Below are 26,878 nucleotides of genomic sequence, written 5' to 3'. Positions count from 1 at the left end.
TAGACCTACTAATTAATTCGTTAATCATCTCAGCCGAATTAATAACTTCATTAAATTTTATCTCTTTAGTGAATGGAAATTTATTTTGATAACTTTTTCAAAGTTTTCTAAATTCTTCTTTTTCACTTATTTCCTTTATTATTTCTAATATTTTATGAAGATTAAATTCCGTCTTTCTATGAAGGAAGGTATTTTACAGGTATATTTTTTATTGTTGTTTTAACACTTTAAACCTAACGCAAAATGTGTATAAAAGCAACAGTAAAAATATGCGTGTGAAAATATAAGCAGAAAAGGTTCCAAAAGTACAAAATAAATTTCGCTTTTATTCAAAAAGCAATGCTTTATTTTGCTTTCTACTATAATTTAAATATATTAAATTTTTATAGAGAGGCATTTATGGAACAAAATAATAATTCCGAAATAACACTTGGACTTGATCTTGGTGTTGGTTCGGTTGGTTGAACAATATTGAAAACATCAGAAGAAAATGGTCAAAAAACAAATGAGGTTTTAAAAACAGGAGTTGAGTTATTCCCTGAAGTTACAAGTGCAAAGAAAAGAAGAGAAAAACGTGGAGCAAGAAGATTAATTAGAAGAAGAAAATTAAAGTTATCTAAATTAAGAACAATGATTATGAATTGTTGTGATGAAAATAACAATAATTTATTTGGATATAAATCAAAAGAAGAATTAGAAAATGATTTATCATCATCTGGTTTTATAAAAATAAATGAAGCTCAAAAAATTTATATACTAGACATAATTGATGAAGAAATGAAGAACATCAATAAACAATATGATAGCAATTTCATTCAAAAACTATTTTTCAACAGTCAAGATTTATCTGGTTTTAATGAATTCCTAAATGAATATAAAAATAATATTCAGCTTTTAAGATTACTTTTTATAAATCTTTTACTTCAAAAGGAATTCGATATTAATAAACCATCTACTAATACTATTTACTTTAGAAAAATAGCAATCAAATTAATCTATGACCTATTCAAAAATAGGGGTGTATTTTATGATATTAAAATTTCCGAAAAAACTGAAAATCCAACTAATATTGAAGTTTTTCCAACATTTGAAAAATTTAAGAAAGATGTATTAAACTCACAAGTCAAGATTAAATGAAATCTTAAATTAAAGGATGATAAATTTAAAGAAGTCTTTTCAAATATAGAATGAAGCAGAGAACTAGAATGAATACTAAACAAAGTATTTGCTGAAAATATTTTTAGTGATTTCAAAGAAAATATAAAGAGCTTATTTAGTTTCACTAGAAAATACAATGAAGGACCTGGTAGTGAAAAAAGTTACAGTACTTATGGAATATATTCAAAAGATGGTGAAAAACTATATAACAACATTTGAGACAAATATATAAAGAAATGTTCTATTTACAATACCATAAATGGTTTTGAAGATTTAAGTGTTGAAGTTATCTTAAGTAATAACTATAAAATCTTTAATACCATTAATAATCTTCAAAATATATTAAATCATGAAGCCCGTAAATTAATCACTCCTGAAATGTATGAAAAGTTAATAATATATTTAGCTAATATTAAAAAATGAGATAAGTCTAAAGCTAATAAAGAAATAGAACTAAATATAGAAAGCTTAATAACAATATTAGGATTAAAAGACAAAAATCTCACAAAGTTTGATTTCTTTTATAATTATTTAAGCGAAACTATTCAAAACGATTTTATTGATGAATCAAAATTAGAATACTTAGATGCTGATGATACTACAAAGTTAGAGAAAATAATTGATAAAAACACCTTTAAATTTCCTAAATTCGAATATGCTAATATATTATGCAAATCTCTTGGTTTTAATTTTAGTAATATTGATCAATTACTTTGAGAAAATAAATCTGAAGAAGAATCTATTTTTAGTTATTTTACGTCACTTCTTTGTAGAAATAGTGATGAAGAAAGTAGAAAAATTCAGTTAGAAAAATACTTTGAAGAAAATATCGATAAACTTCCAGTTAACAAAAAACTTATTAAAGATAATAAAAAAGTAAATGAAGCTATTGCTGCTGTAATTGCATTAAAGCCAAAATACGGTAACTTATCAAGTAAGGCAATAAACGAATTCAACAATAAAATTTTAAAAAGAGAAAATAATGAAGAAATTTTAACCTTCTCAAAATATAGAGAAGAAATTATTCAAAGTGTTCGAACAAAACCAGAAAATATAGATATTGATGTATTTTTCAAAACAAAAAACTTAAATGCTACAACCGAAAAAACATTAAAAATAACTGATAAATTAGTTGACAAACTATATAAAGATTACAAATTTAATAATATCGTTATCGAAATAGCTCGTGAATTAAATAAAAGTGAAAAAGTTATTAAACAAATTAATGATGAAAATAACGTGTTGATGGAGTTTAATAAATTTCTTTTAGAAAAATACGGAAAAGATAGTAATAATCTTAAAAAGATTAAATTGTTAATTGAACAAAACGGAATTGATTTATATACAGGCAGAGAAATATTATCGTCATTTGAAAATTTTAAAATTTCTGACTTAGACGACTATGAAATTGATCATATTATTCCACAAAGTAAATTTTACGATAGTAGAATGGCTAATTTAGCTTTAACAAATTCAACTTCCAACAAGGAGAAAAGCAATGAAACTGCATATGATTATGTCAAAAATAATAAAACAATTCTTAAAAATTGAAATGATTTATATAAAATCGATGACGAAAAAAATAATCAAAATAAGAATAATAATGTTGATTACAAATCTTTTGAACTTTTAAAATCACTAATAGAAGATTGAAAAATCAAAAAAGGAAAAAAAGAAACCAAAACCAAACTACTAATACAATACTTTAAAAACATAAGAAGAAAGAAAATAAGAAATCTGTTAAAATCTGGATATAGAATCGATAATACATTTTTAAGAAGCAATCTTATCGATACACAAACGATAACAAAAACAGCATGTGAATGATTTAAAATAAAGTTTCATGATAAAGATATTAAAATTATTCCATTCAAAGGTTTCGCAACTTCTGCTGTAAGAACATATTCAAGACTCCCATTTAAAGATAGGAATGATAATATTCATCATGCCGTTGACTCAACAGTTATTTCAACAACATACAATAACTCTAAAATATTCAAGGATTTAATAACAGAAGAAAACGTTCTTGGAAAATGAAAATATTATAATAAGGAAAAAGAAGAAGTTGCTGGTGCAGTTCAACAAGTGCTTTTAGATGAAGAACGAAAATATAAAAAGGAATTTGAAAATAGTGTTGATTTTAAATATTACCCAGTTATAAAATTTAATAAAAAAACAACTCAAGAAAATATTGTAGCTGTATATCAACAATATCAGAACGATGAAACAAAAATCATTAGAGACTTAAGAAGATCAAGTGATATTAAGGAAATTGATCTAGCCACATTAATCAGTTTTACAATTCAGACATATCACAAATGAAAGAATAAAGAAAATGATGATTTAGACACTCCTGAATCACTTATAAAAATTTATTTAGATGTTGTTTCCAAAGAAAAAAATAAAGTAAATGAAAAAGATAAAATTTATTTTAAGTGAATTCCTATTTGGGTTAATGATACAAAATTTTTATCGCAAATTAAGGTTATTTATGATTCTTTAATATACTACTTATTAAATAAGTGTAAAAATAATCATAATGTATCTAATGATTGTGCTAATTTGGTTGATGAATATTCTAAATGTATATCAAAACACAAAAAAATAATAAAAGATTCAGATATTCAAAATAAATGATTTGTTTTTATACCTCAAAAATATTTATTAAAAGATTCTAAAAAAATTATGGTGATAAAGAAAATAACATTATTTGATAATTCACAAAATAGAAAGTCAAGCGCTTATATAAATTGGACTAAAAAAGATAAGACTTCTAGAATTGGTAATCTAAAAGAAATTGATGAGAATTACTTTGGTATATTATGTATTAAAAATAAAAATGATAATGACTGAAAACCTATCATTTTAAGATATGATTTTTTAAAAAATGTTAGTGAAAGAATTGAATTAATTAAAATTTTATCAAAAATTGACACTCACATAACAAATAATTACTTTTTACAAAAAATTAATAATTGAATTACCAAAAACATTGAAGGATTTAAAAAGTTTAATTACATCAAAGAAGATGAAGATATACAAATAACCAAAGAAACTGAAGTTATTTATTTATTGAACAAGTTAACTTATATCAGGAAAGAAGAAAAAAGCAACTCTGATAAGTCTGTAGAACAAATAGAAAATAAGAATTTATTTATAATAAAAACGATTGAATATACTGATATTCGGGTAGAATTTTCAACGGTAAGAGAAAAACAAGTCAATTATAAACCAAGATTAAATAGTGTACTAAAAGAATATAAGCGTTGAATTAAGTAAAAATAAATTTATTATTTAATATCTTGCATAAATAAAAATCAAACCACTAAATTTTAATTAGTGATTTGATTTTTATTTATAAACTATTATAAAAACGGTTTGAATTAAAGCCTATACTAACTCAACTTTAACACAACCAAAAAACAGATTGTCTAGCAACATTAGAAAGTTCTAGTCTATACTAACTCAACTTTAACACAACCAAAAAACTGTTCAATTGATTAAATAATTGTTAGAACTGTCTATACTAACTCAACTTTAACACAACCAAAAAAACTGCAGCTTTCATTTTTTTCATAACCTATTTGTCTATACTAACTCAACTTTAACACAACCAAAAAACGACTTTTTACATCACACGCTGAAAACAGTAGTCTATACTAACTCAACTTTAACACAACCAAAAAACAGGGAAGAGCTTTATTCTTTCAAAACTGAGGTTTATACTAACTCAACTTTAACACAACCAAAAAACTTAATGAATTTACTTTAATGTTCTTGCCTGGTCTATACTAACTCAACTTTAACACAACCAAAAAACACGTTTACGATGAATTAATCGCTAAAGCTAGTCTATACTAACTCAACTTTAACACAACCAAAAAACGTCAATAAACAGATACTGGCGCACTAATTCGTCTATACTAACTCAACTTTAACACAACCAAAAAACCTCAAAATTTAGTTTTTTGATATAAAAATTATATCATTACTTACTTAATAATTAATTCTTGAATTATATTTCTAATTTTTCTTAGCTCATTTTTACCATTTATTGGAAGAGTATTATGATTCATTTTAAACGAAGAATCTCTTTTGTAAATCTCAAATTTAACAACTTCATAATTTTCTATATGTAATAAATAACCATCATTTTCTAAATACACTAATTTTAAATCTGTTAAATTTTCAATGATGTTAAATGCATTATTAGTTAGAAAAATAAAATTATAATTATTGATATATTCAGATATATCTGATAATTTTATAAAATCTACATTTTTCAGAATAATGTTATTTTTACTCTGGAGCTTAAAATTATTTAATCATTTAATTAAAGTATTTTTATCTATAAATTTGTCTTGATTAAAATCATAAATATACTTAATTATTTTGGAATAATCGGGTAGATAACTACTAAATTCTTCTCCTATAAAATCATTAATGTTTTTATTGCATTTCTCAAGGATTTCTGAATTAAAAATTACCTCTTTAGTTCACTCTAATGAATTAACAATATATTTATATAAAATGTTTTTTGAACTTATTTGATATAAATCAATAAGTTTTGTTAATGGATCAATTACTATAAAATCACTTATTTTAAATTCACTGTTACCTATCTCAATTATTGCATCATCGGAGTGCAATTCTTTTATCAAGTTATCTACGTTTTCAGATTGAATTATTATGATCCCGTTGTAATCATAATGTTGGTTTTGAAATTTATTTATCTTTATCATTATAATTTTATATACCTCCCACAGTTATTGATTATTTCATTTTTACTGTAATTCCCTTTTATTAGCTCAATTTCTTGATATTGTTTTTCAGAAAGTAATATAAGTCTCACATTTGCACTTTTAGGTAGAAATTTTGATATTTTTTGTTTTTCAGAACTATATTGTGAGTAAGATGGAATAACTTTTACATAAATGGAATACTGAATCATGTAATATCCATTTTTGATTAAGTTAGTTCTAAATGAATTTGATTCTCTCGAGTTATCATCATAAATGTCATACATTAATATTATTCGCATTTGTCTCATTCTATAAAGTCCGCTATAAATTCTTGAAATTCCATTTTTTGAAAATTGTGAATAAAATTACTAATAACTTTTTGAAATTTACTCATTTTTCCATTAAAACTCACTTTTAATTCTAATAAATCAAACAAAGCTTCTTTAAAGTTCTCGATCTCTGAATTTTTATTTAATACATACATTTTATATACTAGAAAATCAACTTGAGATCTAAAAGGCTCCATCAAATCACAAGCAAGAGCTAAAGGATTCACTTTAACATTATGTCAAATAGACAATCTATTATCAAGGCCGGCAGAAATAAGTGTTCTGGAAATATAACTAAGAAGTATACTGTAGCCATAATTTAGTGCTATGTTTATTTTATTTTCTTCTCTTCTATTAAAATTTTGCCCAAAAAGAAGATTAAAATAAACTTTTGCAGCATGTCCTTCTCTATTTGTTTTATCATTTAGTTCTACTTTATCTCTGTATTCTAGAAATTTCTTCTTTTTTTCTTCATCTTCAAATAAATTTAATTCTTGTAGTAAATTAAAACTATTTTGAATTTTGAGTTTAACAATCTTTGCTCATAATTTATATTTATAATCATCAGTTCATTCTAATTGCTTAACAAATTCATTATTATTGTAATTTCCGTTAATTCTTATAATTGATGCTGTTGGCATCATTTTTTGGTCACAAATTATAAAATTTATATCGTTTTTAACAATTTCACTAATCCAGGTTACAGATATATTGCATCTAGGATTATTTAATATTATTGTTTCAATTTGATTTAAGGGCATTGTAATTCTTCCTGTTTGATTTTTTATTAGTAAATTACCAAGAAAAACAGAAATATAATCAGTTAGATTTATCTCAATTACTTTTTTCACAAGTTTAAAATAAAAAACCAACGTTATAAATAACGTTGATCTGCAACTACGGCTGAGGATAAATAAGTATTATCCACGCCTTATTTCTTAGTTTGTGTTTAAAGTTGAGTTAGTATAGATCTTTTTTAGTTGCATTTAAATTATATAACAATTTTATATATTTGTAAAAATATGTTAGAAAAGTTGATTTATTTTTAAATTTTTAATCGCTACATTATTTGTATTATTATAAGCAGACTTATTACTATTTTAATCGTATATATTTTATTGCTCTTCCTACACCCTCTCTCTTGATTTCACCATCTTCAATTAACTTTCTTAATGCTAGCTCAATAGAACTTATACTTAGTATGGACAAAGTTCTCTAATGTCTTGTTTGGTAAATCTTCCAAGTTTGTGTAATATCGCTTTTCTTACTAGTTCAATAGCTGGAAGTTTTTCTTCTATAATTGTAAATCTATCTTCAAACTCCTTATATGCAGCAAGGATTATTCCTAATAGATACTTTATAAAAGGTAATACACCCTCGTTTTCATCATGTCAATGAACTCCTGCTTGCCTTAAAGTATCATAATATGCTGTTTTATCTTTATAAATTAGGGATTCAAGTGAAATGTATTTAGCTACGTAAAAACCACTTCTATATAATAAAAGTGTTGTTAGTAATCTACTCATTCTACCATTACCATCATTAAATGGGTGAATACATAAAAAGTCATGAATGAAAATAGGTGTAGCAAGAAGTGGATCTAATTCCAAATTAGCGATAACCTTATTATATTCATTACATATTTTATCTAACGCTTCAGGAGTTTCAAAAGGTGAAAGTGGTGTGAATAAAACTTCAGTATGTCCATCAGAGTATGTTGCACTGATATAATTTTGCACATTCTTAGTTTTCCCTGCAATTGGATTATTCATATGACTAAACATAATTTTGTGCATTTGTAAAATATAATTTCTCGAAATAGGAATTACATCAAAGCTTTCATGAATAATGTTCAAAACATCTCTATATCCTGCAATTTCTTGTTCATTTCTATTTCTTGGAGTTATCTTTTCTTCCACTAACTGTTTAAGTCTTGTACTTGTGGTTACAATTCCTTCAATTTCATTAGAAGCTTCTGTACTTTGAATCTTCGCTATTTCTATAAGTTTATTCAATTCTTCAGGTTTTTGTCTCAAATAAAGTTCTTGTCTACCTTGGTATCTATAAATTGAAGCAACTAAACCAAGAACTTCTGAATCTCATTTTTTATCCTTAATTTTAGAATAATTAAAATTTCTCATTAGTTTCTCCCTTATAGTTCAACTTATCCCTTAAAATATACCACATTTTAAGGGAAAATTCAAAATTTAAGGACAAATCAAGTGTAAAATCAAACTAAACAAGACTATTGAACGCTACTTCACTATTACATAACGTTTTATAATCCAAAAAATTCTTCAATAAGTTTTTTTAGTTTAGTTATAACTTTTTCTTTTTTCTTTTGTTTATCATTATTCATTCTCGAAAGTTTAGGTAATATGTTATTTAATTGAATACCATTTGGTGAAACTTCACCTTTTTCTATTGATTGTATAATAAAATTAGATGCTTCGTTATCAGTATTGATAAGTTTTTCTTCATTTATAAGTTCTTGTATTTTCTCTTCACGTTTTTTTAATGCAAATTCATAGAACTCACCTAAAATATCTTGTTTTACTTGTAAAGTAGTTAAATTCATACTGTCTAAAAATTCTATAATAAGTTCTTCTTTTTCTCTATATCCAACGCTAGATTTAATGTATCTTCTTATCTCTTCTTTAAGGGCCGAAATATCATTATGTTCTTTAGACTTATCAATAATTAATTTAAATATATAATCTAAATTTATTTCATCAGTTCTTAAAAGTTCAATGTGAAATTCAAGGTTAGGAAAATCTTTCGAGAGATTTTCTTTTTCTTTGTGATCTCTTTCTTTGATGAACGATTCTCTTATATCAAGATACACACTCTTCATATCTTGTTTTTCTCGCTCACTTAAAATTGGTTCACTATTATGAAAATCATCAAAGTTTCTTAATATATTTTCTAATTTAAGGAATTGACCAAATGTTTTAACAAATTCTTCCTTCTCTTTTTCTGAGTTAATTTTAGTTGGTTCTGAAAATTCTGTTTTTAGCTTATTACAAATTTCTTCATAACCTGTTACATAATTACCAGAAATTTCATCATTGAAGCCTTTCATGTATTGTTCATAACTTTTTTCAAGCATAACATTAAGACTGTTTTTGTCACCAAAAGTTCTAACAGCATCTTCAGTAGCTTTTTGTAAGTCTCTAAAACAAACAATGTTTCCAAAACTTTTAACTTCATTAAAGATTCTGTTAGTTCTCGAAAAAGCTTGAATTAATCCATGATATCTTAAATTTTTATCAACAAAAAGTGTATTTAAACTTGGTGCATCAAAACCTGTTAAAAACATTCCTACTACAATAAGTAAGTCGACTTCTTTATCTCTAACTCTTTTTGAAAGATCAGAATAATAATTTTGGAAACCTTTTGTATCTGTTGAAAAATTTAACTTTTCATCAGAAAACATTGAATTATAATCATTAATTGCTTTTTCAAGGAATTCTCTTGATGATTGGTCTAATAATTTTGTTGGTTCATCTAAATCTTCATCTAATAATTCACCAATAGCATCTTGTTTTTCGTTTGGTGTAAAACTAAAAATTGTTGCTATTTTTAATTTTTCTTCATTATTTTTATTTTTTTGTAAATCATTTAAAACAGCATAATATTTTTTAGCTGATTCAACATTTTCAACTGCCAAAATAGCATTAAAACCACTTAGTTTCTTGTTTTTGTGAGTATATGAAATTCCTCTATGAGTTTTTTCATTGAATACCCTCAAAATATGCTCACTAATTTTTGTAATTCTTTCTAAGTTACCAAGAACTTTACTTTCAAGCGTTTTTAACTTGATTTCATCAGTTTCAGTTTCTTCTTCTTTAAAAGAAGCTGATACATTACAATAATCGACTTTAAACTTTAATACTTTGCCATCTCTAATAGCATCAGTAATAACATATGAGTGTAATAATTGTCCAAAAATTGAACCAGTAATTTCATTACCAAGTGCATTTTCAACAAATATTGGAGTTCCTGTAAATCCAAATTGATAATATTTTTTGAATTTTTTAGTTATATTTTTTTGAATTTCTCCAAATTGAGATCTATGACATTCATCATAAATCAAAACACAATGCTTGTCAAAAATAGGGTGATTTAAGTTTTTGCTAATAAAATTATTTAGTTTTTGAATTGTTGTAACAATAATCTTTTTGTCACTAGATTCAATAGACTTTTTCAGTGCAGAAGTATCTCTAATTGATTCAACACTATCTTTATCAAATTTTTTGTATTCATTAACTGTCTGATAATCCAAGTCTTTTCTATCAACAACGAAAAATACTTTATCAATAAAATCTAAATTTCTGGCTAAGTTTGCTGTCTTAAATGAAGTTAGTGTTTTACCCGATCCGGTTGTGTGTCAAATATAACCACCACCTTCTACTGAACCATATTTTTTATTTTCAAAACTTGATTTAATTTTTCACAAAATTCTTTCAGTAGCAGCTATTTGATATGGGCGCATCACTAATAATTTATTTTGTGATGTAAAAATACAATATTTAGTTAGAATTTCTAACAACACTCTTCTTTCAAAAAATGTTTTTGTAAAATCAACAAGATCAGGAATAGGATTATTTTTTGAATCTGCTCATTCACAAGCAAAATCCATACTATTTTTACCATCATTATAATTGTTAGTAAAATACTTAGTCATAGTTCCATTAGAAATAACAAATATCTGTACATATTTGTATAAAGAATTTACAGCATTAAAACTCTCTTTACTATATCTATTAATTTGATAGAATGCTTCAGAAATAAGTCTTCCTCTAGATTTAAGTTCAATATGCACAAGTGGAAGTCCATTTACTAAAATAGTTACATCATAAATATTTAAATGTATCCCATTTTGTTTAAATTGATTAATAACTTGTAAACTATTATTATTTAAGTCTTTTTTATCAATTAGTTTTATATTTTGTTTTTCGTTATTATCAAAAGTAAAAGTTATTATATGATCTTCCTGAATTTGTCTAGATTTATCGGTTAGATTATGTTTAGGATTTGTAAAAACTTCTTCACTAAATCTCTTTCATTCACTATCATTAAATTTAATCTTATTTAATTTTTCAATTTGATTTCTAAGATTAATTAGTAAATCTTGTGGTTCCTTAAGGTTTTCTAAATATTGATAACCTTGTTGTTTAAGTGAATTAATAAGAAATTTTTCTAAAGCTTCTTCACTTTGATAACTTTTACCTTCATTAGCAACAGATTTATACTGAGCTAAAATAATCCCAGTATTTAATTCTGCGATTGTCGATAGTTTTTTAACGTTATTTTCATTGGGATTAGACATAAATCCTCCATTATTATTCTTTAGGAAAATCTAAAAGTTTATTTCTATAATATTCATACTGTTGTTTTCTAAGTTTAATTTCTTTAGGTAAAGAGTTTTTAGTTCCTTCTGTTAACTCTGAAAATTTATCAAGTATTTTTACAATTTTGTTTTGTGTTTCTATTGGTGGAATAGGGATTTTAACTAACTTCATTTGCTCTAAAGTGAACAATGGTATTACTCCTATACCTTTAATACTTATGTTGCTCATGTTTTTCACTAGTCAGTGATAAATAAACCTTGTACCCAGCAAATACTGATCTTTTGGTCAAATAATTCCAGCATTTGCTGTTATTGTAAATTTTCCATCTAATAATCTAACAAATCCAGCATTTCCTCTAGTTGTTCAAGAAACATAGATTCCATTATAATCATATGATTTTAAATATCCGACAATTCCATCATTAATTGTTTGCGATGAGTACACTGGATGTCTATCTTCATCAAAAGTTTGAATGTCTTTTTTTGATATAACTCTTCCGATCCTTAAATAACAAACTTCACCAATAGTTTTTCACTCAACTTTTTCTGCTTCTTCAAGTATAGAAAGATATTCTCTACTTAGTTGCCCCGCAACGTCTCTCTCTCTCTCTCTCTCTGGGCTATGTGTATTATCAAATACTAATAATTTATCTCTATAGTACTTATACTGTTCTTGTCTTTGTTGAATTTCTCTTGGTAAAAGTCCCTTAGTGTTTTCGGATAATTCAGAAAACTTATCAAGTATTTTGACAATTCTATTTTGAATATTTAGTGATGGAATTGGTATTTCAAAATCTTCAATCATAGGCTTTCTTATTGATGTAGCAGTTGCTCCCACTGCTATATTTAATATATATTCTTTAAATCAATTTGTTAGATAATGATAAATAAATTTACTATTAATATTAGTATGTAAAACCTTAATTCTATAAGCTCTTTGATGTAATGAATATTTTCCTTCAATAAAATGAAATATTTCACCTACACCACCTTCTCCAGGAATTATTATTGCTGTTTCATCAAATTCATACTTATTTGATCTTAAAATATTTTTGGATCTAACAAAAAAAGGATATATTCCATCAGACACTTCATCTTTGCGGTTCGAATTACCAGTTCCAATTTCACAAAATTCACCAAGTTTCTTTCACTTAATTTCTCGGTCAACATTCATTAAATTATTTCTATAATTTGATTCTAGATAGTTCTCACTCAATAACACATCTCTATAGTGTTGATATTGTTTATTCCGGCGCTCCAACTCGCGCTCCAACTCGCGCTCCAACTCTTTAACATAAATGTTGAATTTATCAAGTATTTTTACAATTTTGTTTTGTGTTTCTATTGATGGAATTGGGATTTTAATTGATGAAACCATTTCAGATGTAAAAAGAGGTATTGTACCAACTATTGAGTTCTTTAAGTTAACAGAATCGTAAGTAAGATAATAATATAAAAATTTTGTCAATAATTTTTGCCAACACTTAACACTTAAAACACCACAGTGTGTTGTAGCAGAAAATTTTTCATTCCTGTAATAAAAAGTACCTGCATAGCAACCATCCGTTGTTCATGTAACATATTCACCATCAAACATATAATAATTAAGTTTGCCTATTTCTCCATTCTTGGTTGTTTGAGATGAATAAACAGGATATTCACCTTTATTTTCTTCCATAATTTTTTTAGTTATTTTCGTTCCTCTTTTTATATCACAAACATCGCTTAAACTTTTTCACTCAACTTTTTCGTTTTTAATCAAATCTCAAATTTTATTCATCTTCTTCTAAATCCTTAACTATTTCATCAATAGCATTTCTTAATTCGTTAATTCTTTGAACAGTTTCTTTAATTTCTTTGTTTAATAATTTGATATCAATTTTTTCTCTAGTGTCTTCTTTTTCAACGTATTTTAGAACAGATAGATCGTAATCATTATTTTCTATTTCTTCTTTATCAACATATCTAGAGAAATATTGAATTTCTTTTCTTTCTCTAAATTCTTTCACAATGTTTTCGATATTTTCATCACTAAGAATGTTATTATTAGTTTCTTTCTTAAATTCTTTTGATGCATCAATGAATAAAACCTTATTCTCAGTTTTATTTTTAGACATAACTAAAATACAGGTAGCAATTGATGTACCAAAGAATAAGTTATCAGGAAGTTGAATAATACAGTCGATAAAATTATTATCAACTAAATATTTACAAATTGTTTTTTCAGCACCTTTACGGTAGAAAATTCCAGGGAAACAAACTATAGCAGCTCTACCTTGAGATGAAAGATGATGTAAGGAGTGTAATATGAATGCAAAATCAGCCTTAGATTTAGGAGCTAATCTTCCAGCTGGAGCAAAACGTTCATCATTAATTAATGTTGGATCATCTTCTCCAATTCATTTTATCGAATATGGTGGATTCGATACAATAGCATCAAAAGGTTTTTGATCCATATGTAATGGCTGAATTAAAGTATCGCCTCTTTTGATTCAGAAATCATTATAGTTAATGTTATGCAAGAACATATTCATTCTTGCTAAGTTAAAGTTAGTCATATTTATTTCTTGACCATAAAAACCTTCTTCAATAACACCTTCACTGTATTGTTTTTTCATTTGCAGTAAAAGTGAACCAGAACCACAAGTAGGATCGTAAACTTTATTTATTTTAGTTTTACCATCCATTACGATTCTAGCTAGTAATTTAGAAACAGATTGTGGAGTAAAAAATTCTCCTCCTGATTTTCCAGCATTACTTGCATAATTAGAAATTAAAAATTCATATGCATCACCGAAAGCATCAATGTCATTTTCGATAAAACTATCAAAATTGATCTCAGCAATTCCATTTAATATTTTTGCAAGACGATCATTTTTTTCTTTTACAGTATTTCCTAATCTATTACTTGTAATATCAATATCATCAAATAATCCTTTAATATCTTCTTCAGAATCATTTCCTACTGCGCTATTTTCAATGCTTTTGAATATATTATCAAGATCTACATTTAAATTTTCATTAGTATTTGCATTTTTTACAACGTTAGCAAATAATTGACTTGGCAAAATAAAGAATCCTTTTTCAGTTATACTGTCATATTTAAAATTTTCATTTGCTATTTCGTCACTAATATTTTTATAATCAAAGTCTAAATTACCTGATTCATGTTCATCTTTATTAAAATAATCAGCTAAATTTTCTGAGATGAAACGATAGAAAAGAATTCCTAGTACATATTGTTTAAAATCTCATCCGTCAACCGAACCACGAACTTCATCGGCAATGGCTCAAATTTTTTTATGCAATTCAGCTCTTTGTGTTGTTTGTTTTGATAAATTACTACTCATAAATACCCCTTAATAATCTTGTTATTTGAATTATATTAAATTATATGTTCCTTATATGTTTTTTGGATAAATATCTTGAACACTTAGAATGTAAACACATTTACAATATTTTTATAGATAATAAAAAACTTGTTACATATGTAACAAGAATTAGATTTTCTAAAATTTTAAATCTTCTGTCTCAAATACGATCTCTTCATGGTTTTTTTCATAAATATTGATTTTTTTATCAATATCAATTTCATCAACTATTCAGCTATTTAATGTGAAATTTCTTACAAATTCGTCTATTCTATTTCTTCCGTGTATATCTTTTAAAGTTACCACAACACCAAATCTTATCCCTTTTCCATCGTTACTATCTAAACGATTACTTGTTTTAATTTCCATACCTCATTTTTTATTTTTGTAAGATTTTCTTTCTTTTGTTTTTGCAGAAAATTTCTCAATTTTACACTTCACATTATCTCATTTCCTGAAATCATTTCTAGCAGAAACTTCGTGAACATAACTTGTTTTAGAACCACCTTCATTATTCTGTTTATCACCGGCAATGTCTTTTATTTTATTTTCATCATCTATACGTCCAAAATGTAAATTTAATTCAGTGTTTGTATAATCGACCCCTTGGTTACGATTGCACTTTGGAAAATAACACATAGTGGCTTTTGCAACAAAAGAATATTTATCATCATTCAAAGGTATAGGGAAATTATAGTTATAAGAATTTCATTTTTCACTTATATCTGAAATCATAAATTTGATCTCATCCTTTTTAGTTTTTAAAATATCATTGATATGAATAGGAACAACACCATGACCATAATAAGCTATTTTTTCATCACTTATTTCTCAATTTCAACCCCTAGAAGAATCAATAATCAAAGCTTTTGCTATTTCGCGATTAAAACCTAAAACATCAATTAAATACGAAAGCTTTCTAGCAATTCAAGGTGCCGCATAGGATGTACCACTTACTTCTATTTTTCCTGATGGTCCAATAGCATTAATATATTTTTCATCACTGCCTCCGTAGTAGCAAACATCAGGTTTTGTAAAAAATGATAAAATAGTTCCTTTGCGCGTATAATTAGCTATTTTTTTATTTTGCGTCACTGAATTAACAACTAAAGAATTTATTGAATCAGCAGGAGATCCTATTCTTCTTATGTTTTTGGTATGATTGTTTGTCCCAGATATAACAAAAATGACATTATTCTCAAATTGAATTTCATCCAAAATAGATGCTTCTACTGAAATAAAATTTTCATTTACTTCATCATTAGTACCTAAAGAAATATTTCATACTCTAATATCTTTATTGGCTTTTACTATTTCTTTTATATTTTTTATAATGTTGAATGATGAAAAACCATCACTTAATGATACACCAAAATGTCTTACCTTAAATCTACCACAACCATCATCAAGTCAATTGTTTAAACGACAACCATCGACAATTATTGATGTAACTGAAGTTCCGTGAATGTAATCCTTTTCACTCTTTTTTATTTCATCTGAAATCAAATCGTGATATTCAACTCATTTATTGAAATACACTTTTTTATCAAATAAAGTATCAATAACACCTATGGTAGGTTGATTTGTTGGATCTTCTATTTTGTAATTTACAATCTCGTTATTAATCAAAAAATCATCTGGCGAAAGATTAGAAAAATCAACTGTAGACATAGAGACAAGATAAGGTGCTTTTTCATATAATAAATCTAATTGATTTTTTTCTAAAAATATTGTATGATTACCTATTATTCTAGTACTTAAAATATCAATACCCAATTTTCTAAGTAATAATTTTAAATCTTGTTTTACATCATAAAGAGTAATCATGTGTTGATTAACATCTTTTTTAGCTAGTTCTACATCAAAAGTTTCAACATATGATATGTCTGCAATGACTCCGATAAATATTTTTCAATTCTTCAAAGAATTACCATAATCAATCTTCCTAATATATTCTTTCTTCTCTTTAAAAATTTTTTGATTAATTTTACTGTTTAAATATTGTTTTAAAACCTTAGAGGATTCAACACATAATTCAATTGTTTTATTCAAATCATCTTTTGTAATATGATAAGTAGTTATATGCTTATTTTTTTGTTCATTGTATTTATTACCTACAATAAAATCGTTAGAATGTTTACCTTTAAAAATTGTTGATATTCTATTGCTTTTAGCAGCAATCTTATTATAATAAACAGATATTAAGATACCATCAAAAACAACCTTTTCATTATTTCAAAATTCACGAATCTGCATTAATTTATTAATTAATTTATCAAGGTGGTCCATTGTGACTGTGACATGTCCATTTATATTTGGATCACCACCAAAACCTTTTCTAGAAATTTGTTTAAATTCGTTACCTCTAAGTAATAAAATATTATTTTCCACCCTCATCTCCTTTATTTAGTTTTCTAGAAATGTTACTTTTTGATTCATCTTTTAATTTTTCAATTTCTCTTAATGTGAACCCTTGGTCATGTAATTCATTGAAAGTTTTACTATCTAAATCGCCAATTAAATTTTTATATATTTTTTTCAAATAATCGAATTCTGAATCAACGTTGCTAAAAGCAAGTGAAGTTTTTATTATATTTTTTAATTCACCAGGATAGGGTAATTCATCAGATAGTTCGAGTATTTTTTTGAACAATTTAGTATCCTTTGTTAAACCTTTGAATTTCTTTATAAATAAGGAATAATAATTTTCTGCAACTTCAATTAAATCTTTCTTAGAATAATTATTAAAATTAATTCTTGCATCAAATCTTCTTGCTAATGCTTTGTCAAAATTATTAAACAAATTAGTTGTGGCAATAATGACAATACCTTTATTTTTTGATATTAGATTATCTAGTTCCATAAGAATTGTTGATGTAGCTCTTCCCATTTCTCTTACATCATTTTCATTAATTCTATCTAAAGCTATAACATCTATTTCATCAAAAAGAATAACAATTTTATTGGAATTAGGTAGTGAACTAATTTCCTTGAAAAGATCTGATATGTTTTTTGTAGTTTGTCCTAATTTACTATCTACAATATTCTCAAAATCAACTCTTAAAATAACCCTATTTAACAATCTTGCTACATGTTTTGCAGCTTCAGTTTTTCCAGTACCAGGATGTCCTTCAAAAAGAAATTTATTTATTTCTATGTCATGATTTACAGCATTGATTATTCCCTTAATATCATCAGAAATAGATAGAGGTAAATTTAATGAGGATACATTTTCAATATCTAACTTTTTAAGGAATCTACTCTTATATTCATTAATCTGAGGATAATATTGATTATTACCAGAAATAAGTCCCATAATATATTCACTAAGCTGATAATCTCCGATTTTATCAAAATACTTCGTTATTATTAATGCTTCATCAATAAATGAAACTTCGTCTCTTTCCATATGATACTTAATTAAATTTATTACATTTTGTTTTTTCATTTTTCGTGCCTCCTCAATATGCTTGTATTATACATTAATTGGGGACATTTTTTTTAAATATGGGACAAAAATTAAAAAAATGTAGGATATCCTACATTAAAAATCATTAAAGTGATTTGTATCTTTGAATTAAGTTTTGAAGATTATAAAAATTATAATCCTTATTTCCTTTAGTTTCTTGTGCTAATCATAAAATTGACTCATAAATATTTTTTATTTGCGTTTTATTATACTTACTTTCAATTTTTTTAAGCTCTACAATCAAACCTAAAATAGGCATTATTGAAACAATTTTTGAACCAAAAGCATATTGTTCACTATTAAATTTTTTCGAACTTTCAAAAACAAGTTGTGTTTCATCTAAAACATACTCTTCAATAACAGAAATTGTTTTAATTTTATCTTTCATTGCTTTTAATTTAGATTTTCCATTTAATATAAAGTTAATTGATACAAATACAGTAAAACATAGTTCAACAAAATCTAAAATTAAAAAGAATCAAAATTGAGATAAACCTTTAACTATTTCGGTTTCCATTATAAAATTATCTTTAACAACAATAACATTAAGTTTTACTAATATTCCATAAATAAGAAGCATTGCAAAAATTACAATATTAATACTTAAATAAATAAAAATAGTTTTTATTACTTTATTAACTTTATTTTTAGTATCAGCTTCAAGAATTTTGATTGCATTAAAAACATTCTTAGGTAATTCGGTAGTAGAATTGTCTATTATTTTATTATACAAAGCTAAAGTCCAAATTTTAGTATATGGTTTGTAAATTCCATATACATAGAAAGCGCCATGTAAACTCATTAAATATATTAAAAATATTGTTACTATTATTCCTAAAATCATAATTATCCCTTCTACTTTTTATTTTAGTACTAAAAATAACAAAATCCTTAAAATAACTACAAAATTTTAAATAATATGAAAAAATGTGAAATTTAATATTTATTATTAATGCTGATTTGGAAAATTATATTTGTATAACTCTTCTAAGTTGTTAGATTTTGAAAAAATCAACCCTCTATTATATCTACGATTATTCAATAATCAAAACATAGTTTTAAATAAATGTTTTGTTGATTCAGATCCGTATTTTTCTTTGAAATCATTAAAGTTTATTACTAAAGATTTTCCATCAATGAACTTCTTAATTTTTATCCCAAAATTAAAAACGTTATTTTCGATATCAATATTTTTCTTAGTTGAATTTTTTTGATTTTTTAGAACTATATCATAATTGCCAGAAATGTTTATTGTACTAATTATTTCATCAACCTGTGATTTTCAATTTCAACATTTAACCATTATTATAATTAAATATCTACAATTAAAACTCAATTCTATAATCAATAGAATACCTATAAGATGTAATAATGTGAAATTAGAAAATAATTTTCCATCTAATACATAAATTTCATGATCAATTTCATTTGTACTTTTGAGTAATATATAAATTCAAATAAATAAAAAACATGATAAATAAATTAATACATATAAAGTTGCTACAACGTTAAAATCAGTCAATATTTTACGATTATCATCCTTTGTTCTTTTATATAACTTTTTTACTTCCAAAGGCATTTCACTTAAATTTGATTCAACAATATATTTATAAAATCCTAAAAATCAAGCTCTTCGAAAAAAAGCCATAACAAAATACTTGTACACTAAAAAAGTTAATCCAAGACTATATATTAAAGTTATAACAATAAAAATGCTTAATGTCATGCTCTCCTTTTGAGAAATCTTATATTTATAATTTTACTATTGTCATAACATTTTCTATAACTTGTTAAATAAAAAAATGAAGATTAAAATTAAAAATATCAACTTTAATATTCATTATTTGAATTGTGTTAAGTTATAAAAATATAAAATTTCCAAATTCTCTAAATAACTAAAGGTAGATTTACTTTCAGGTTTATTGTTTTCAATCAGTCAAAAAAATGTTTCAAATAAGTTTTTAGTTAATTCTAACCCATATTTTTGTTTAAAATATTCAAAATCTACTTTTACAATACTTTTAGGACTAAATTTGTTAATTTTAATTGAATAAATATAATAGTTTTTTCTACTATTTATATTAAATTGAGATAGATCAATATCTTTTTTTGGTTCAATTTTAAAATCTTCAATTAGTGCGATCTGTTTTATTTTTTTCTCAGCTACTAATGTTCATTTTCAACTTTTAATAAGCATTGAAATTAATAATTGAAATTGAAATATCATATCTATAATTGAAAATATAAATAGAACATGTAAAATTGAAAAATTGAATAATATTTTTACATCTAAATAGTCTATTTGGTGATTGATAACATTAAAATATCTTAAAACTAAATAGATACAAATAAACATAAAACAAACTAGATATCACACTAAATAAATTGTTGTTACGACCGTATAATTTAATAATTTCTTATGATTATCTAAATGAGTATCTTCATATAATTTTTTTGTTTGAATAGGTATATTAATTGTATTTGAGTGATAAATGTGTTCATAAAGACCTAAAAATCAGTTTTTTCTAAAAAGTCAGGTTAGTAAATAACGATAAATTAATGTTGTAAACACATAAAGACATACTAATAATATTATTATAAATATAGTTAATATCATATTCTCTCCTCTATTCTTGTCTATATGAAGTTAATTTAATTTTTTCTAAATTATCACCCATTGACTTCATACAATCATAAATTTTATAGAAAATTTCAGCTGAAGCTATTCTAGATTTCATAGAATAAAGTCTTAATCCATCACTTTTTTCATTTGAATCAACCTTAAAATAGAATTTAACCTTATTTTTAATTTCCTCAGGTATTCAAGATGAAATTAAAATAACTTTTGCTTTTGTTTTTTTAATAATTTCAATCATTCATAAATGTTGTAAAGAAATAGAATTAACTATAATTACATCATTTTCATTCAAAATATGGCTTAATCCAATTTGTTCATATTTATTTCACACCAAAATACAATGTTTGTCCATTCTTAATAGTTTAAGATAAAAATCATAATTAAATCCTACTGATGAAGAAACACCAACTAAAAATATTTTATTAGCACTATTTAATATTTTAGCCGCTTTGTAAATTGAATCACCATAGTCTACTTTTTCAGTATTTGACTTAAAATCTATTAATAAATTATGAACAAAAATAATTTCTTTAAAATTTGTTAAATTTGTCTTTTTAACAAAAAAAGTTAGTGCTGAATTTGATACACCAATAGTTTTAGCAAAATCTATAGCTTTAGTGAATTTTTCACCATTTTGCAACATTTCTAATATTTTTGTAGCTATATATGAACTTACATTTTTATCTTGTTTACTTATTGAAATAAGAGAAGATACATATTCTTCAGAACGACTATTTTTTGATTGCTCGCTACTTGTTGTTTTTTTCTTACTCATATATATAAATTATAGAAAATAACTGGTATAAATTTTCATTTTTTGATGTGGAAAATATATTTTCATAAAATGAATTTTTTATAAAAAATAGTGATTTAATCTGTTTTTAAGTATATAAATTTACTTTTTAGTTATTATTAAAAATATTTTAATAAAAATAAAAGATTAATAAAAATATTTTTAATTTCAACCTATTATATTTATAAAATTTAGTTGTAGAGATAGAGGAGGTTTAATGAAGTTAAACAAAAAAGTTTTTACTTTGATTTTTGGAGCTTCTACAATACTAACAACATTACCACTAGTATCATGCGTTCAAAAATCTGAAGAAGTAAAAAATATTGAAAATGCAAATAAAGAAATCAATCTTTCAATAACTTATTCAAACGAATTGAAAGCAAAAATTGATGATATTGAAAAATTCAATAAAGAAAGTTTAAGTGGCGGAAAAAATTCTCATTTACTAAATGAATCTAAAGCTGAAATTGCTAAAGCTAAAGAACTTTTAAATAAAGTAAATGCATTAATTTCTGAACACAAAAGTTATGAAAATAACACTGATCTTAAAAATAAAATTGATGAATTTGCTAAATTCATTCAATCAGTAAAAGATAGAGCACCATTTGAATTAGTAAATGGATACTCAAAATATCTTACAGAAAATGACTATGCAATCCTAACATATACATCTACAAAAAATAAGATTAAAGATGTTTTAAGCAAAACAGCTGAATGAAAAAAAGAAAATATTTCAAAAAATGAATTATTAGTAAGAATTGCTAATGAATTCATGGATGTGAAATATACAGCTGAAAGACTAATAGGATCACCAAATACATCTGAAATTTTGGTTGTTGATCTTGATAACTTAGATTGCTTTACATATTTAGACTATATTTATGCATTCGCTAATTCAAATACTGAAGATGAATTTATGCAAAACTTAGTTAATACTAGATATGTAAATGGTAAAGTAAGTTATGAAACCAGAAAACACTACTTTACTGACTGAGCTAGTGAAAAATTCTCACCTACAGGTTTACAAATGACTAATGTTGTAGACAAAAATATTTTAGGTGAAGATAAAGTGACAACACTTACATTCAATAGAAACATCAAAAAAGACACTAGTAAAGAAGTTTTAGTAGGAACTGGAAGTGAAGTAAGAGAAATCAGTTATGTAAATTATGATAAAGTTACTGATGAACTTCTTTACAAATACTTCAAAGAAGGAGATATTGTAACTTTAGCAGCTCCTTCAAGCTTAAATGATTGACTTGATGTAACACACTGTGGTTTATTAATATTTAAAGATGAAGTTGATAAAAATGGTCAAACAGTTAAAAAAGCATACTACAGAAATGCTTCATCAAGTGCAAAAAACATGAAAGTAGTTGACACACCTCTTGTAGATTACTTACAAGACAGAAACATCAACACTAAAGAAAGTAACGCACAAGGTAAAACAGTTTACTATAATCCAGCTAAAGTTCCTGGTATTCTAATTTATAGAGCTGTGTAGAATCGGAGGAATTTGAGGTGAATGAAATTTCTAAACTAGATACAGAACAGAGAAATCCAAGAACCACAAATTTATCTAAAATTTCTACTGTTGAAATTGTAGAAAAATTCAATTATGAAGATTCACTTGTTCCACCATTAGTGCTTAAACACAAAGAACAAATCGCTCAAATTATTGAAATCGCTCACAAGCAACTTAAAGAATTTGATGGAAGAATTGTTTATATAGGCGCTGGTACTAGTGGAAGAATCGGTATTTTAGATGCTTCTGAAATATATCCAACCTTCGGTGTAAAAAACAAAGTTATTGGACTAATTGCTGGTGGATTAGATGCAATAATCACTCCACAAGAAGGTTCAGAAGATAATAGAGAACAAGCGATCATCGACTTAAAGAATATAAATTTAAGTAAAAATGATATTCTAATTGGTTTAACAGCATCAGGAAGAACACCATATGTTGTTTCTGGATTAGAATATGCAAAAAAAATCGGTGCAAAAACAGCTTTTATTTGTAATAGTCTAAACTCACCAACATCAAAATGGGTTGATGTGGCTGTTGAAATAGAAACTGGTGCCGAAACAATAACAGGTTCAACCAGATTAAAAGCAGGTACTTCACAAAAATTAGTTTGCAACATGATTTCATCTTCAGTAATGATCAAACTAGGTTATGTCGAAGAAAACTTTATGATAAATGTTGTACCTTCAAATCAAAAATTACGTGAAAGATGTATTAATATGATTATGCAAATAACTAAAAAAGAACGTGATTTTGTTGAAGAAATATTTAAGGTTGCCAACAATGTTAAAATCTCTATTTTAATGATTGAAAACAATTTTACTTATGAACAAGCTAAAAAGGAGTACGAAAAAATTTATGGATCAAGAAATTAATGTAGAATTAATTGCTTTTGAACTAATCGCTAATAGTGGTGGTGCAAAAGCATTATTCTTAGAAGCGTTAGATCACGCTATTGAATCTGAATTTGAACTTGCTAATCAAAAAATCAAAGAAGGAAAGCAATTATTACAAAATGTTCACAGTTCTCATGCTGAATTACTTACAGCTGAAGCTAATAAACAAGTTAATAATATACCCTTATTACTTATTCATGCTGAAGATCAATTCATGCAAGCTGAAAGTGCATTAATACTTGCTGAAAAAACAATAAAAATATTTAAAAAACTAAATATTAAATAGAAAGGAAAGACATGTTAAAAGGGAAAATAATTCGCCCATTTGTACTTTCATTATTAAGTGTAATATTTTCTATTATTGCTACATTGTCATTCATTCCTAAGATTATTCAATCAGGAAAGAGCAATTATGCAATTGAAGCACACAAATATGGTGATATTAACATGAATGTTACCGTAATTATTATGGTTCTATTTGCCGCTTTAGCACTTTATTATGTCGTAAGAGGATTAATTAAGAATAAAAAAGATGGAATTGTTGGAACAAAAAAAGACAATATTTTATCAATCTTAGTTATTTCTATAACAACTATTGCAGTAATTACAGCAATTTATAGTGCTATTGCCTACAAAGCATTTGAACCAAGTTTAGCATATGAACTACTTGAAGGTGGAAACCCACTTATTGAAAGTAAGCTAAATGTCTTAACAGCAAATAACGAAAAAATCAAATATATCATTTTATCAGTTGTATTTGTTTACTTCATTCTTGTTGCAGCATTTTTAGTAGTATCAATAGTACTTAAAAAATCTAAAAAAGAGGAAGTAAAATAATGAAAGTTTTATTAATTTGTTCTGGTGGAATGAGTACACAAATGCTAATTAATTCACTAGAAAAAGAAGCCAAAAATCTAAACATTGATAATTTCAGCGCAAATGCTATTGGAATTCCAGAAATGGATGAATATCAAAATGATTTTGACATCGTTTTAGTAGCTCCTCAAGTTAAATATAGATTTGAACAAATTGAGGAATTTGCTAAAAATAAAAATAAGTTAATTTACCAAATTCAAATGTCTGAATATACTCCACTTGGAGCAGGTAAATTACTAGTCAATATTAAAAGATTAATGGAGGAATAATGAAAAAAGAGAAAACAAAAAACTCAAAAGTCACAAATCTTCTTAAATCTATCGAACGTATTTTTATGCCAATTATGGCTAAAATTGGTGAAAACAGATATATAAATGCCATCAGAAATGGTATGATCTCAATCATTCCTATTCTATTAATTGGTTCAACATTTATGATTATCTTTTTCTTCCCTATCGGTGCAAGCGAAACTTTAGGACAAAATGTCTTAATGCAAGCAAATGGAGGTAAATGAGCCTACTTACTTATGCTTCCATACCGTCTAACATACCCAATGCTAGGACTTTTTGCAGTTATAGGTATTTCACGTTCGCTAGCTAAAACCTATAAACTAGATGAACATCAAGCAATTTTAATGACTTTAATTGCATATCTTATCAGTATAACAGGTCCAACATACAAAAGTATCGGAAACCCAAGTTTTACCACAGCCTCATTCGGTAGTGCAACTGTTTTTGGTGGAATTTTAGTTTCAATCTTTTCAGTTGAAATCTTCAGAATTTGTACAAAGTACAATATTATGATTAGACTTCCAAAAAGCGTTCCAGCAGTTGTTGCAAAACCATTCAACGCTTTAATTCCTATGTTACTTGTTATGATTCCTTGTTTATTTGTATTTAACTACTTGGAATTTAACATTCACTCATATGCTAACTATATTCTTGCTCCTTTACAAGGATTATTTGCAGGAAATAACTATTTAGGATTTGTATTAGTTGTATTATTAATTATGATCCTTTGAATCGCAGGAATTCATGGTGTATCAGTTGTTGGTGCACTTGCTAGACCATTCTGATTAGTTGCGATTGCAGAAAACACTCAATTACTTGAAAGTTTAAAAGTTACACAATTATTTGCTAAAGATGGTGGAACTATAATTACTGAACCATTCTTCCAATGATTCGTATGAATCGGTGGAGCTGGAGCTACATTCGGATTAGTTTTAGTAATGCTTCTTTTTGCAAAATCTAAATACATTAGAGCTATTACATATCCATCAATTATTCCAGGTTTATGTAATATTAACGAACCAATTATCTTTGGTTACCCATTAGTTCTTAACCCATACTTAGCTCTTCCAGCTATTCTTTCTCCAATTGCACTTGGAACAATTACATTTATCTGTATGTCACTTAATATCATTCCAGTTGCTACCCAAACTGCTGGTTGAACACTTCCTACACCAGTTGGAGCTCTTCTTTCAACAGGTCTTAGTTGACAAGCTTGTTTATTTACATTTGTATTAATGTTTATTAGTGCTTTAGTTTGATTCCCATTCGCTAAAGCATATGACAGAAAAATGGTTAGAGAAGAAATTGAACAAGAAACTCAAGAAAGAATCGAACAAGCTAAAAAAGATAAAGTTGAATATAATGAAGAATTAATTCGTGAACAAGTAAGAAAAGAAATTAATTCAAGAAGTATATTTAAGAAAAAAATAAAGTAAAA

Annotated in this window: 20 protein-coding genes and 1 CRISPR repeat array; of the genes, 7 read left to right on the top strand and 13 right to left on the bottom strand. The window is 25.4% G+C overall.

Features of this window, described 5'->3' with window-relative positions; genetic code table 4:
* Positions 1-399: 399 nt before the first annotated feature.
* Entirely contained in the window at positions 400-4,437 is a 4,038-nt protein-coding gene (gene cas9 / locus FOY43_RS03465) for a type II CRISPR RNA-guided endonuclease Cas9 (protein ID WP_162847766.1), read from the top strand.
* Between the two features lie 109 nt (positions 4,438-4,546).
* Positions 4,547-5,110: a CRISPR direct-repeat array (repeat unit 36 nt; unit sequence GTCTATACTAACTCAACTTTAACACAACCAAAAAAC).
* A gap of 40 nt (positions 5,111-5,150) precedes the next feature.
* Here cas9 and FOY43_RS03460 read toward each other — a convergent pair.
* The 13 genes from FOY43_RS03460 to FOY43_RS03395 all read right to left on the bottom strand — a co-directional run bounded on the left by FOY43_RS03460 (position 5,151) and on the right by FOY43_RS03395 (position 21,835).
* Complete coding sequence (locus FOY43_RS03460) at positions 5,151-5,900, bottom strand: hypothetical protein (protein WP_146309141.1); 750 nt, start codon at positions 5,898-5,900, stop codon at positions 5,151-5,153.
* A complete protein-coding gene (gene cas2, locus FOY43_RS03455) occupies positions 5,900-6,208 on the bottom strand; it encodes a CRISPR-associated endonuclease Cas2 (protein ID WP_146309140.1) in 309 nt (102 codons plus the stop codon). The genes FOY43_RS03460 and cas2 overlap by 1 nt, the downstream gene beginning before the upstream one ends.
* A complete protein-coding gene (gene cas1 / locus FOY43_RS03450; protein WP_146309139.1) occupies positions 6,190-7,080 on the bottom strand; it encodes a type II CRISPR-associated endonuclease Cas1 in 891 nt (296 codons plus the stop codon). The genes cas2 and cas1 overlap by 19 nt, the downstream gene beginning before the upstream one ends.
* A gap of 345 nt (positions 7,081-7,425) precedes the next feature.
* The gene (locus FOY43_RS03445) at positions 7,426-8,370 is read right to left on the bottom strand and encodes a Fic family protein (RefSeq protein WP_236094560.1); all 945 of its coding nucleotides are present in this window, start codon (positions 8,368-8,370) and stop codon (positions 7,426-7,428) included.
* A 137-nt stretch (positions 8,371-8,507) separates the two neighbouring features.
* Entirely contained in the window at positions 8,508-11,561 is a 3,054-nt protein-coding gene (locus FOY43_RS03440; RefSeq protein ID WP_146309138.1) for a type I restriction endonuclease subunit R, read from the bottom strand.
* A 13-nt stretch (positions 11,562-11,574) separates the two neighbouring features.
* A complete protein-coding gene (locus tag FOY43_RS03435) occupies positions 11,575-13,362 on the bottom strand; it encodes a restriction endonuclease subunit S (protein ID WP_201273908.1) in 1,788 nt (595 codons plus the stop codon).
* Positions 13,355-14,932 (bottom strand): type I restriction-modification system subunit M, encoded by a 1,578-nt coding sequence (locus tag FOY43_RS03425; RefSeq protein ID WP_146309137.1) that lies wholly within the window; start codon positions 14,930-14,932, stop codon positions 13,355-13,357. Before FOY43_RS03425 ends, FOY43_RS03435 begins: the two co-directional genes overlap by 8 nt.
* A 159-nt stretch (positions 14,933-15,091) precedes the next feature.
* Positions 15,092-17,344: a S8 family peptidase gene (locus tag FOY43_RS03420; RefSeq protein ID WP_201273907.1), complete on the bottom strand. Its 2,253-nt coding sequence runs from the start codon at positions 17,342-17,344 to the stop codon at positions 15,092-15,094.
* Entirely contained in the window at positions 17,334-18,401 is a 1,068-nt protein-coding gene (locus FOY43_RS03415) for an ATP-binding protein (protein WP_146309135.1), read from the bottom strand. The genes FOY43_RS03420 and FOY43_RS03415 overlap by 11 nt, the downstream gene beginning before the upstream one ends.
* Positions 18,402-18,507: 106 nt before the next feature.
* Entirely contained in the window at positions 18,508-19,266 is a 759-nt protein-coding gene (locus FOY43_RS03410; protein ID WP_146309134.1) for a hypothetical protein, read from the bottom strand.
* Between the two features lie 105 nt (positions 19,267-19,371).
* Positions 19,372-20,070: a hypothetical protein gene (locus tag FOY43_RS03405; protein ID WP_146309133.1), complete on the bottom strand. Its 699-nt coding sequence runs from the start codon at positions 20,068-20,070 to the stop codon at positions 19,372-19,374.
* 192 nt (positions 20,071-20,262) lie between these two features.
* Positions 20,263-21,039 (bottom strand): hypothetical protein, encoded by a 777-nt coding sequence (locus FOY43_RS03400; RefSeq protein WP_146309132.1) that lies wholly within the window; start codon positions 21,037-21,039, stop codon positions 20,263-20,265.
* 10 nt (positions 21,040-21,049) lie between these two features.
* Positions 21,050-21,835: a MurR/RpiR family transcriptional regulator gene (locus FOY43_RS03395; protein WP_146309131.1), complete on the bottom strand. Its 786-nt coding sequence runs from the start codon at positions 21,833-21,835 to the stop codon at positions 21,050-21,052.
* Between the two features lie 235 nt (positions 21,836-22,070).
* Between FOY43_RS03395 and FOY43_RS03390 the strand changes: the two genes are divergently transcribed.
* The 6 genes from FOY43_RS03390 to FOY43_RS03365 are packed head-to-tail and all read left to right on the top strand — an operon-like array spanning position 22,071 to position 26,876.
* Positions 22,071-23,357 (top strand): N-acetylmuramoyl-L-alanine amidase-like domain-containing protein, encoded by a 1,287-nt coding sequence (locus FOY43_RS03390; protein WP_146309130.1) that lies wholly within the window; start codon positions 22,071-22,073, stop codon positions 23,355-23,357.
* Positions 23,358-23,374: 17 nt separating this feature from the next.
* Positions 23,375-24,253 carry an N-acetylmuramic acid 6-phosphate etherase gene (gene murQ / locus FOY43_RS03385; RefSeq protein WP_146309129.1) on the top strand — a complete coding sequence of 293 codons (879 nt, stop codon included), beginning with the start codon at positions 23,375-23,377 and terminating at the stop codon, positions 24,251-24,253.
* Positions 24,237-24,560, top strand: coding sequence for a PTS lactose/cellobiose transporter subunit IIA (locus tag FOY43_RS03380; RefSeq protein WP_162847765.1), 324 nt, complete (start codon positions 24,237-24,239; stop codon positions 24,558-24,560). The genes murQ and FOY43_RS03380 overlap by 17 nt, the downstream gene beginning before the upstream one ends.
* A gap of 11 nt (positions 24,561-24,571) precedes the next feature.
* On the top strand, positions 24,572-25,111 hold the full coding sequence (locus FOY43_RS03375) for a hypothetical protein (protein ID WP_146309127.1): 540 nt from the start codon (positions 24,572-24,574) through the stop codon (positions 25,109-25,111).
* Entirely contained in the window at positions 25,111-25,419 is a 309-nt protein-coding gene (locus tag FOY43_RS03370) for a PTS sugar transporter subunit IIB (RefSeq protein WP_146309126.1), read from the top strand. The genes FOY43_RS03375 and FOY43_RS03370 overlap by 1 nt, the downstream gene beginning before the upstream one ends.
* Positions 25,419-26,876 (top strand): PTS transporter subunit EIIC, encoded by a 1,458-nt coding sequence (locus tag FOY43_RS03365; protein ID WP_146309125.1) that lies wholly within the window; start codon positions 25,419-25,421, stop codon positions 26,874-26,876. Before FOY43_RS03370 ends, FOY43_RS03365 begins: the two co-directional genes overlap by 1 nt.
* Positions 26,877-26,878 lie beyond the last annotated feature (2 nt).

The sequence above is a fragment of the Mycoplasma anserisalpingitidis genome, assembly GCF_007858495.1.
Classification (GTDB): Bacteria; Bacillota_I; Bacilli_A; order Mycoplasmatales; family Metamycoplasmataceae; genus Mycoplasmopsis; species Mycoplasmopsis anserisalpingitidis_A.
This window is presented reverse-complemented; position numbering and strand designations above follow the sequence as displayed.